This is a genomic window from Terriglobales bacterium (genome assembly GCA_035764005.1).
Classification (GTDB): domain Bacteria; phylum Acidobacteriota; class Terriglobia; order Terriglobales; family Acidobacteriaceae; genus Gp1-AA112.
The window spans coordinates 1-10,428 of the sequence record DASTZZ010000092.1 but is presented as its reverse complement, the minus strand read 5'-3'; the positions used below and the strand labels follow the sequence as shown (position 1 = coordinate 10,428).

The following is a 10,428-nucleotide window of genomic DNA, read 5'->3' as shown; positions in this document are numbered from 1 at the left end:
CGTTGCTTTCTCCTCGCCGTAGGTTTTGGCCAGGTTGGCATGCCACTCTTCTTCTGTGGGCCGCGACGACATTCGATTGCCTTCTTCACTCACCGAGCCGATCAGCATGGGAACGTCCTTTGAAATCTGCGGAGCCGCATCAAAGAACGACCGCATGTTGACCAGCTTTCCATCAACGCAAGGTGACCAGCCGACGCGCGGTTTACCCGGTGCGCCCGGGCCAAAGGCCGGCCCCGGTGGATTGATTTTGGCGGCGGCCGCAGTGCCGGCGGCCATCAGTTTGCTCCATTCCATCTTCTGCAAAGACTCGATGTCGTTGGGCGCGAGCCCAAGATCTTTCATCACCAGGCGGGCAAGCTCGGTTTGCTGTTCCTTAGTGGGAATGTTGCCGCCTCCTCCTGACTGTACGGCTGCGCGATGAAAGAGTCCCGCTGCTGACGGCATGCCCATCAGCGTCGTCACCTTCGATCCGCCGCCGGACTGGCCGTAGATCATCACCCGATCCGGATCTCCACCGAAGTTCTCGATGTTGTCGTGAACCCAGCGCAGCGCCGCCACCAGATCGGACATACCAACGTTTGCTGAATCTTCATAGGCTGGGCCGCCGATTTCAGAGACATCGAAGAAACCGAGGATGTTAAGCCGATGATTGACCGAGACCTGTACCACGTCGTGGTGCCGCGCCATTTGCGCGCCCTCATGCGAGGGCAATTCATATGACGATCCGAAACTGTATCCTCCGCCGTGGATGTAAAACATCACGGGCCGCCTGCCTGTCAGGCTTGAGGTCCAGATGTTCAGCTTGAGCAGGTCTTCGCTTTGCCAGCCGTCGTCCCAGTCTTGGATAAAGGTCTGTTCGGGGCTCGTCCAGGTATGCAGATTTTGCGGACAATTCGCTCCATACACCAGAGTGGGATACTCGTCGGTCCAAGGCGTGGGAGGCTTGGCAGGGAGCCAGCGGTTCGCTCCTGCCGTAGTCTGCCCGTAAGGCACGCCCTTGAACGTGAATACGCCACCATCGACAAACCCGCGCACTTTTCCGTATTGCGTTTTCGCCACCGCCGAAGCCGGAGTCGAGCAGTTACCGGGTCCCTGATGAGCCGAAGTCTTGATGCTGTCCGATGCTCGTGCAGCTTCAGTTGCGATAATTCCTACTCCTGCCGTGGCCGAAAGCAGCAGTGCCTCGCGTCGGGTAATAACACTGCGCTTTGAAGAATCAGACATGAATGCCTCTCCTTTGTTCGCGTTCTGCAATGTGGATGCGGCGATCGGTCCTACTCCGCATTACAGATCGGCTCATCTATTCTCGTGGATGGTGTTCACTGCATTCCGCAACTTGGTCATGCCAATGAAGCGGCTATTATCGATAACTTTACCGACGTTGACAACAGATGTTCCTGAGCATATAAATTTCGAGCCGCAACGAACTAAAACGTTTGAGAGGCCTAGAAACGTGACGCTCTCTCCCATCGCTACAAAGCTCAGAGTTTTCGCTCTGATTGGAACCGCAATTGCTCTCTCGTGCTGGTCTCACGCCCAGGTGGAGACTCATCCTTCTCCGATCGTGGCCACTGTCGATGCGACACAGGTAAAGGAGCCGATCTCGAAATATATGTATGGAATGTTCATCGAGCACATTGGGAATCTCATTAACCACTCGCTGTGGAGCGAGATGCTCGATGACCGTAAGTTCTACTTCTCAATCGACTCAAAACCAGAGCCTCAGCCCAGCGGAGCACCGAATGCAATCCGCCAGAGGATGCAATACAAGAAGTGGCGGCCTATAGGTCCTGACGAGTTCATCACTATGGACGCGACGCATGCTTTTGTCGGCGAGCATTCTCCCGAGATAAAGCTGGAAGTTGCGACGCCGCACGGCATCCAGCAGTCCGGTTTGGTGTTGCGCAAAGGCAAGTCTTACGTGGGCCGAATCTACCTCGCTGGAACTCCGGCGGCGAAAGTGAAAGTTAACCTCGTCTGGGGCACGGGTACTCAAGACCGGCAAGAGATCACGGCGCCAACTCTACATTCTGGATACGCAAGGTTTCCGCTGAAGTTTACGGCACAGTCGGATAGCGACAACGCTCGTCTGGAGATCGTCGGTGCAGGCACGGGTTCGTTCCATATTGGGACGGTCTCACTTATGCCCGCGGACAATGTTCATGGCTTCCGCTCCGACACAATAGCTGTGCTCCGCCAATTGAACTCCGGCTTCTGGCGACTACCCGGCGGAAATTTCCTTTCCGATTACGACTGGCATGTTGGGATCGGCGACCCTGACAAGCGGCCGCCCACATGGGATTACGCATGGAATGCAATGCAGCCCAACGACGTCGGCATGGACGAGTTGATGGAGATGTGCAAGTTGCTCGGCGTCGAGCCTTACATCACAGTGAATGCAGGTCTCGGTGGCGCCGAATCGGCAGCCGAAGAAGTGGAGTACATCAATGGATCGACAAACACGCGTATGGGCGCGTTGCGCGCGCGTAACGGACATCCCGTGCCGTATCACGTTAAGTACTGGAATGTCGGCAATGAGCCGTATGGGTTCTGGGAAATCGGTTGGACGCCGCTGCGTTACTGGGTGATCAAGCATCGCGATTTTGTCAAAGCGATGCGTGCAGTCGATCCGTCCATAACGATCCTTGCATCCGGTGCCATGCCGGACGAGATGACGGTGACCGGCAATGCCCGCATGGCTACCGGCAAAGTAATCGGCGAGTTCGGTACGGACGCTGACTGGACCGGCGGCCTTTTCTCAAAATGTTGGGGCACATTCGATGGCGTGACCGAGCACTGGTACGCGCGCAGCGGCACGCGCTTCGATTTGGACATCGGCCAACACGATCCCTACACCGGTGGAACAACCATGCCGCCGCGCTATGGATATGTTCCGGTGAAACAATCGTTGATCGAATGGTCTCGCGTGCCCTCCAACCGAGTTCGCGTGAAGGCGGAAGAGTGGGGGCATTATCAGGAACAATATCCCGCTATCAAAGATAAAAAGATTTTTCTCTCGATCGATGAATGGGCATATACGGGGAGCCCGACCGATCTAAAACTCGCTCTGGCTTATGCGATGGTGCTGCAAGAGATGTTTCGGCACACTGGCTTCCTCAAGATGTCAGCCTTCACCATGGGCGTTTCTACGATCAACTTCAATGCAACTGAAGCGAGCTTCAACACTACTGGATTGATGTTCAAACTCTACCGAGACCATTTTGGAACTATTCCGGTCGAGGTTAGCGGCAATTCTCCACAGCCTGCTCCCAAGTGGCCCGTCGGAGGCGAACAACCTGCGACGAGTCCCGGCAGTCCGACGTATCCGCTGGATATCTCCGCTGCTTTCACCGTCGACCACAAGTTTCTTACCGTAGCCGTCGTCAATGCAACGGAAGAGCCTCAATCACTTAGCTTGAACATCAAAGGCGTCCATGCGACCGGCGGAGCAAAGATGTGGGAAATGACTGGAGCGAGTCCCGATGCTGCCAATGTGCTGAGCAAAGCTCCTGAGGTTCAGGTCACGGAGAAAGTTATGCCGGCCTCCGCAGAAGGGCTATCCGTACCTCCAGTCAGCATCTGTCTGTACCAATTTGCGACGGAGTCTGTCGTTGCAAACTCAGACGTGCGGTGAACAACGCAGATCTTGAGAGTTGATTCATCAGCCCTGAGGTGCTGAGGCTGGAATAAGCGAGGTTTCACTGATGCATCGGCGGAAATTTATTCATCTGCTAAGCGGCCTCGCCGCGACGCCGCTTCTAAAATCGGTCAGAGCCTTCACGCAGGCTGCATCACCAGCCAAAACACCAGCATCCACATCCCCGGACGGCTTCAACAAACTCACGCAGGATTACGCGAGCTTCTGCGCCATGTCGGAAAACGAACGCGTGTTCTACGCGTTCCACAATGGTCAGATCGTCTCCGAGCGCTTCAATCCTGGAGACTACAAGGTTTCCGCATACGACCCACCGCAGCCCAATTTGCCGGTGCCAGGTGGATCGCACGACGGCGTTCCCATGGTTTCGCCCGTCCCCGGACTACAGGGCGACGGCCCTTACAAACCAAGTTGGGAATCACTTCTTGAGTACGAATGCCCGGAATGGTATCGCGATGTCAAGTTCGGAATTTGGAATCACTGGAGCCCGCAGTGCGTTCCCGAAGATGGCGACTGGTACGCGCGCAATATGTACATCGAAGGGCAGAAGCAGTATCAGTTCCATCTTGATCATTACGGCTCACCCACGCGCTTCGGGTACAAAGACCTTTGCGCGCAGTGGACGCTCCTGAATTGGGAACCATCGGAGCTGATGGATCTGTACGTGAGCGCGGGCGCGAAGTTCTTCGTTGCACTCGCCAACCATCACGATGGCTTTGATACCTGGGACTCGAAATTCCATCCATGGAACGCTGCGAAAATTGGTCCGCACCGAGACGTAATCGGAACGTGGGCAAATGAAGCACGCAAGCGAAATTTACGCTTCGGGGTGACCGTCCACGCGGCGCGCAATTGGTGGTGGTTCCAACCAAGTCATGGAACCGACTCCTCTGGCGCGTTCGCAGGCCAGCCGTACGACGGCCACTTAACACTTGCCGACGGTCGCGGGCAATGGTGGGACGGTACTGACCCGCAGAGACTGTACGCTCCAGCTCATCCGCTGGACGCGTTGCCGGATTCTTCGTACGTCAAAGATTTTTACGATCGCACTCGCGACCTGATTGATCAGCACGATCCTGACTTGCTCTACTTCGACAACACGCTCCTGCCTCTTGGCTGGGGAGGGATGAACATCGCCGCTTATTTCTACAACCGCAGCCTGGCTGTTCACGGCGGCAAGCTGGAAGCAATCCTCAATGTGAAGGATGTTCCGCCAAATCTATACAAGTCAGTAGTAGCTGATATTGAACGCGGCCTGACCACCGGTATCCAGACTTATCCGTGGCAATCTGAGACTTGCATCGGCCAGTGGCATTATCAGCGGAGATTGTTCGACCACGATGGCGAATACGGCGGTTACATGCAGCCGGCGCAAGTAATTCACTGGATGGTCGACACCGTCAGCAAGAATGGAACATTTCTGCTCAACATCCCAGGAAAGCCGGACGGCACGATTGATGCAAAGGAAAGGCTCATTCTCGAGCGCATAGGAGCCTGGTTCAAGATCAATGGGGAAGCAATCTATGGCACTCGACCCTGGAATGTGCATGGAGAAGGTCCGCACATGATTAAAGCAGGCTCTTTCCAAGGGCACTCCATACAGCAGCTCGATGCGAGCGACGTTCGCTACACCCGTAATAAGTCCGGGACGATTATCTATGCCATCGTGCTCGGATGGCCTGAGCACGACGTGGTCCTTGGCTCATTCGGATCGCGTCCTGCACATGGGATTACAAAAGTAGGGAACGTGGAGATGCTCGGCTCGCCGGAGAAAATTTCCTTTAGACAGGCTGATGATGGATTGCACATCAACCGTCCTCAGCAGAAGCCGGCTTCCGATTACGCGATAGCTTTCAAGTTGAGCGTAGCCTAAAGTACTACGGCTGACAGGCATTAAAACGAACCTCGTTGTCATTCCGAGCGTAGCGAGGAATCCCTGCTGAACCCAAAGTGTGTCGCGTGATTGCTCACTGCGTTCGGAATGACAAGAGCTAAAAACATTGTCCAGGAGGCAAGGGGACAACTCAGATGCATTCACGATTTCGATGGCTACTCATGTCGTCATTTTGCACGTTGGTTCTGTCCACGTCGGCTCAGCAATCAAAGTCATGCGCGAATTTGATGAGTTTTAAAGCGGCAAATGTTGAAATCACAAAAGCGGAATCAGTTAATGCCGGCACCACCGAACCAAATCCCTGGGGACCAGGTCACAGTGCTCCGCTGCCTGCGTACTGCCGAGTCGAAGGTGTGATCAATCGTCGGACCGGTGTTGACGGCGAGGAGTTCGGCATTCGTTTTGTGCTTGCAATGCCAGACAAGTGGAATAGCGATTTTTTGATGCAGGGTGGCGCTGGCAGCAACGGCGTGGTGCAGTCCCCGCTGGGTTTGAACGCTGCGGGAGATACACCTGGACTCATGCGCGGCTTCGCAGTAGTCAGTACGGACACAGGTCATAAGAGCCATCATCCAGGATTTGATTTTGCGTTTATGAAAGACGAGCAGGCGTATCTCGACTTCGCTTATCTGGCCAACGCCGAGGTCGCGAAGCTGAGCAAACAACTTATCGCGCAGCACTACGGCAAAGCGCCATCCTTCTCGTATTTTTCTGGTTGTTCCACCGGCGGACGCGAAGGGATGATCTTGTCGCAACGCTATCCCACAGTTTTCGACGGCATCATCTCTGGTGATCCCGCCATGCGCACTGGACTTTCCAATCTGGCAATCGGCAAGTGGATTCCGGTCGCCTTCAATCAAATTGCGCCAAAGGACTCTGATGGCAAGCCGATCATCACACAGGTCATCACCGACAATGACCGCAAGCTCATTTCAGAAGGACTGTTGAAACGGTGCGATGCGAAAGACGGAGTTGCCGATGGTATGATTTCCGATCCTCTCGCATGCGACTTCGATCCTGCAATACTCATGTGCCAGAATGGGAAGAACGAATCATGCCTAGCGCCGGACAAAGTTGCTGCGATCAAGAAGGCGATGGGCGGCCCAACAACAACAGGTGGAATCCAGGTTTATCCGGGGTCCTTATACGACACAGGAATTACGGCCAGCGGGCCCATTCGTGGAATCCTCTCGCCGGGTCCGGGAATTTTCGGACCCGCTACCACTGCTATGGAGGTTGATGTTGAAAAGGAAGCGCTGACAGACGCGCAGCCGCTAGTGGATTCCATGTCCACCAACCTGACTACCTTCTCGCAACATGGAGGAAAGCTAATCTTCTACCACGGCGCCAGCGATCCGTGGTTCTCGCCGCTCGACACGTTCGGCTACTACAAGGATATGGCGGCTGCGAATGGCGGGTCCGAAGCGGTATCGAAGTGGAGTCAGTTCTACTTTGTGCCAGGAATGGGACACTGCGGCGGAGGCCAAGCACTCGACCAATTCGACTTGCTCGGAGCCATGGTGGGGTGGGTGGAAAAAGGGAACGCACCTCAATCAGTGATCGCGACTGGTAAAGCATTTCCAGGCCGAAGCCGTCCGTTGTGCGCATATCCCAAACACGCTCAGTACACAGGCCACGGTGACACGCAAGACGCCAAGAATTTTGAATGCCGTTGATCTTGGTTCGAGCGTCAAAAAACAGTCGTAGGGTTGTGAGCAATGCATGATCCCTGCGGAATTCACTATCATAAGAGCGAACAAGGTGCGGAATGCTTACAGGCCGCATAGCCCTCCTATTCGTGCTCGGCGGGCCTTTGGTGATGGCCGCGCAGTCCCGCAATGTTGTCCTGAACAACCAGGCGGGGGGTCCCCACCTTCAAGACCGGAACGCGTCTACTGACGCTCGATATTGTCGTAACCAATGGCAAGGGTGACCCGATCTCGGGACTGAAGCAAGAGGGTTTCGAAGTCTTGGAAAATGGGAAGCCGCAGAGCATAGCCACTTTTGAAGAGCACAGCGGTTCAGCCATCAGCCCGATAGACCTGCCACCGATGCCGCCCAATGTGTATACGAATTTCCTCGCAGTCAATCGACGGCAGCGATCAACGTGCTCTTGCTTGATTCGCTGAACACACCATTGCCGGATCAGGTGTACGTTCACGAGCAGATGCTCAAGCAGCTAACGACGATTCCGCCGAATACTCGTGTGGCAGTGTTTACGTTGGCCTCACGGCTGCGCATGGTGCAAGGTGTGACCACCGATTCCGCTGCATTGCTCGCAGCCATCAATGGACAAAAAGCCAGAATGAAGGCTTCTACATTGCTTCAGTCCGAAATTGAGAAACAGACAAATCAGGGTCGGGTGGACTCTCTGATTAAGAATGAGTCGGACCATCCAACTCCAATCAGTCTCAGGTGCAAGAGGCAGTCGAGGCCGTCAACGCCGAAAAGATGTTCAGGAACGACACGCAGATTTTTCTCGCGGAAGCCCGCATCGCCACCACGCTGCAGGCGCTGCTGCAGTTAGCTCGATATCTCTATAGTCGAGAGGTATGCTGCCGGTGGATCGGGAGGTTCTGAATGCGTCGTCCTTGGCTGAGCGAACGAAAGTTCGATCAGTAGGGCGGGTGGGCGGGACAAAAGAAAGCGCGGAGTGCCTGCACTCCGCACATCGAATTGAGCATGTTAGGCGCTGGCGCCCACCGCTTTTGCTTCTTCTTCCGTCACCTCGGGATGCTAGTTACGAGCGAAAAAAATGCGGGAGAGGGCATAAACACTTCTCAAAACCGGTTATCGACCCTTATCGAACCCTCGCCTCAAATTGTGGTTCCGCTAGCTTGTTGAAAGAAATGGTGGCCAGGGACGGAATCGAACCGCCGACGCCAGCCTTTTCAGGACGGAATTCTGCGGTAGCTATCTACTTCAATAACAAGCACATCATTCATTTTTCTTGCAACTTTAACCCAAGTTTTTGGACCCATAATGGACCCAAAGGACCCACAATCGGGACCAGAAACTCCAACCGCGACGCGCTGGTGTCCGCCCGATTCTGTCCGTCACGGTTGCTCTACGAAATGCATTTTGGCTCGCGTCGCAGGAAAGCCGAACCTTTTTCGACTCGAGGCCGACAATCAATCTACTGAGTCCTTCTCTTTGACCCGATTCAAGCGGACTGCGTGCCGTCGGGACGCAACACGTTCCTGAAGTGACTGCAACCACGTACCTCTGTGATCGTCGTCAGCATAGCTTCTATTCTTTCTTAGATTTATCACCATTCCTCAACAACGAACTATTGCACTCGTTTGAGATCCTGATCCAACCCCCAGCTCAACGGCTGAGTAGGCACATCTTTTCCACAGGAATCATGCGCTGGTCGTGCAACGTGAGATGCTCGATTGCACATCTCAGCGGCAACACGTCGGACGTGTATCTCCAAATTCCCTGAGCGCAGGAAAAGGAACATTCCTTTGGCAAACGTGCTTTGCATTGGGAAAGACGATGCGGCTATGCAGATAAGGCGATTGATTCTGGAAAGAGCGGGGCACTCCATAACACAGGCGAGTGATCTGCGGCGCGTGATTGCGGCGTGCCAGAACGATCAATTCCACGTTGCCATGCTTGGACAACTTCTCGGTGGCCCGGAAAAGATGCGCGTCACCGATGTGGTGCGGAAGAATTGTCCGGGCGCGAAGATTCTGGAACTGTACACTTCTGCCGCTCCTGAAATTCCCAACAAAGTGGATGCTCACCTATCCGTCAACAGTGACAATCTTGCCGAAGAGTTGATTGGCGCTGTGAATCGACTGTCCGCTGTAAAACCGCGAAAAGAGAAGCGGGGAGCCTAGTCGGATGATTCTGAACCGCTGACTGCATCTGCGCGATCTTCGAGAATCTCATCGATCCGATCGAGCAGAGCCTTGGGGTCATGCGGCGAGACATGGCCGTCCGCCTCGTCCTCCAGCGTCTCGTCCGGTCTGAGCAACGATACAACTGGAGCGGGACAATACTTGCGAAAGGTTCTAATCAATTCGGCTTTGTCGGTTCGTGGAATCGAGTGTCCCAAAATGAAAAGATCGAATCGTGCAGCTTTGCACGCCGCAACCGCGTTCGTGAATCCAAGCCCGGAAGTGACTTTATATCCGCGACTTCGTAGAAGTAGTTCGCGTGTGTGCAGCAAGGATTCGTTGTAAGAAACAGAGAGGACATGCTTCGGGCCTTGGACCTTGACCACCGGTCGTTCCTTGGCTTGAGAGAGGGTACTTACATTATGCGCCTGATCGTCAAGGATCGCCTAAAGGCGAGCACAACATCCGATGCCTGATTCCATTCAATTAGCGAACATGGGAAATCTTCTCAGGTGACGGCGATCACACATGGCCGTGACGACTGTCATCGAGGACCAATGAATTGAAATCTAGCTTTTGAGTAACGGAGGTCTTTATGGCCACTGTCTCTCAAATAACACCGCGCACTCTTCTCAAGATCAAGAAGATCGCAGTTCTCACCGATTTCTCCGAGAATGCTGATCTTGCATTGCGATATGCCGCTGCTTTCGCGCGGGGATATGAAGCCAGTCTCGTTTTGGCGCACGCGTACGTTCCACCGTACTACGCATTTGCAGCTCCGGAAGCGAACCTGGTGTATCAGGCTTTTCATGACTTGAGTGAAGATCTTTCTGCTCGTCTGAAGGCAAAAGCATCAGCCACTTATCTACAGAGCTTGCGCTGCACGACTTTGTTGCGCGAAGGAGCACCAAAGGATCTGCTCGATGAACTGCACGATGCAGATCTGATCGTTGTTGGCACTTCCGGGGCGACGGGTTTTGAAAAGGCGGCTTTGGGTTCAACCGCGGAGGCAATATTCCGGTCATCTAAGGTTC

At 54.4% G+C, this 10,428-nt stretch carries 7 protein-coding genes; 5 read left to right on the top strand and 2 right to left on the bottom strand.

The window, feature by feature from the left end; all coding sequences use genetic code 11:
* Window positions 1-1,224, bottom strand: a 1,224-nt coding sequence (locus tag VFU50_14795) for a carboxylesterase family protein (protein ID HEU5234129.1), incomplete at its 3' end; no start/stop codon positions are given.
* Between the two features lie 229 nt (window positions 1,225-1,453).
* On the opposite strand from VFU50_14795, the gene VFU50_14790 reads away from it, so the two are divergent.
* From VFU50_14790 to VFU50_14775, 4 genes are all read left to right on the top strand, one after another.
* Complete coding sequence (locus VFU50_14790) at window positions 1,454-3,634, top strand: alpha-N-arabinofuranosidase (protein ID HEU5234128.1); 2,181 nt, start codon at window positions 1,454-1,456, stop codon at window positions 3,632-3,634.
* Window positions 3,635-3,704: 70 nt separating this feature from the next.
* Window positions 3,705-5,528: an alpha-L-fucosidase gene (locus tag VFU50_14785; protein ID HEU5234127.1), complete on the top strand. Its 1,824-nt coding sequence runs from the start codon at window positions 3,705-3,707 to the stop codon at window positions 5,526-5,528.
* 248 nt (window positions 5,529-5,776) lie between these two features.
* Complete coding sequence (locus VFU50_14780) at window positions 5,777-7,225, top strand: DUF6351 family protein (protein HEU5234126.1); 1,449 nt, start codon at window positions 5,777-5,779, stop codon at window positions 7,223-7,225.
* Window positions 7,226-9,016: 1,791 nt separating this feature from the next.
* The gene (locus tag VFU50_14775) at window positions 9,017-9,394 is read left to right on the top strand and encodes a hypothetical protein (GenBank protein HEU5234125.1); all 378 of its coding nucleotides are present in this window, start codon (window positions 9,017-9,019) and stop codon (window positions 9,392-9,394) included.
* Here the strand turns inward: VFU50_14775 and VFU50_14770 are convergent.
* A complete protein-coding gene (locus tag VFU50_14770) occupies window positions 9,391-9,780 on the bottom strand; it encodes a hypothetical protein (protein HEU5234124.1) in 390 nt (129 codons plus the stop codon). The two genes, VFU50_14775 and VFU50_14770, sit on opposite strands and share 4 nt — an antisense overlap.
* 209 nt (window positions 9,781-9,989) lie before the next feature.
* Here VFU50_14770 and VFU50_14765 point away from each other — a divergent pair.
* Window positions 9,990-10,428: universal stress protein (locus VFU50_14765; GenBank protein HEU5234123.1), on the top strand; the 439-nt coding region annotated here is incomplete at its 3' end.

Excerpts from the sequence above, each read along its gene's own strand:
- VFU50_14785 (HEU5234127.1), top strand. The coding sequence starts at position 3,705 with ATGCATCGGCGGAAATTTATTCATCTGCTAAGCGGCCTCGCCGCGACG.
- VFU50_14780 (HEU5234126.1), top strand. The coding sequence starts at position 5,777 with ATGAGTTTTAAAGCGGCAAATGTTGAAATCACAAAAGCGGAATCAGTT.